At 45.9% G+C, this 993-nt stretch carries 2 protein-coding genes; both read left to right on the plus strand.

Going from position 1 to position 993, the window contains the following annotated elements; translation table 11 throughout:
• A partial coding sequence (locus tag A3766_RS28015; protein ID WP_304440993.1) for a beta-ketoacyl synthase N-terminal-like domain-containing protein occupies positions 1-696 on the plus strand: 696 nt, incomplete at its 5' end.
• Between the two features lie 2 nt (positions 697-698).
• The coding region (locus A3766_RS28020; RefSeq protein WP_197479813.1) for an aminotransferase class IV at positions 699-993 on the plus strand (295 nt) is incomplete at its 3' end.

Below are 993 nucleotides of genomic sequence, written 5' to 3' on the forward strand. Positions count from 1 at the left end.
GATGTGATGATAGCCGGTGGTGCTGAAATGGCGACAACACCAATTGCTGTTGCAGGTTTTAGCAATGCTAAGGCATTGTCTTCCAATGACCGACCTGCTGAAGAAGTCAGCCGCCCTTGGGATAAAGGTCGAGACGGGTTTGTACTATCTGATGGCGCAGGTGCACTGGTTTTGGAAGAGTTGGAGCACGCAAAAGCGCGTGGTGCAACAATCTATGCTGAGCTAACCGGCTTTGGTATGAGTGATGATGCCTTCCATATTACTTCGCCTATTGAAGATGGTTCAGGCGCAAGAACCGCTATGGAAAATGCTATCAACGATGCAGGAATAGAACCAGAATCGATTGATTATATTAATGCTCACGGCACCTCAACTCCGCTTGGTGATGTGGCAGAATGCAAAGCGATCAAAGACCTGTTTAAAGAACATTCTAGCTCTTTGCTTGTTAGTTCAACCAAGTCAATGACTGGTCACTTGTTAGGGGCTGCTGGCGCGATTGAGGCAATCTTTTCTGTAAAAGCTATCACTGATCAAGTAGCGCCACCAACGATTAACCTCGATGAGCCTGAAGAAGGGTGTGATTTGGATTTCGTGGCACATACTGCCAGGAAAGCTCCGATAAAAGCTGCTCTATCGAACTCCTTTGGTTTTGGCGGTACTAATGGCACTTTAATCTTTCAGGCCTTGGAAGATTAGAAATGAAAACGCGAGCTCACTTAACGTTAGTCAATGAGCTTGAGACCTCGGCAATCGATATCGCTGATCGGGGCCTTGCCTACGGAGATGGTTTATTTGAAACGCTTAGAGTGGTCGATGGAAAAATTCCTCTTCTAAGTTATCATCTGGAACGATTTAAACGTGGCACTAAGGCGCTTGATTTAGGTGAAACTGAAATGCTTGCTGGTAAGTTTGAGCGTTATGTTGGCTTGGCTTTGAAAGACCTGACTAAAGCCGCTCACCTTAAGCGAGCGATAATCAAAGTGATTCTTACGC

It is taken from the genome of Oleiphilus sp. HI0132 (assembly GCF_001635845.1).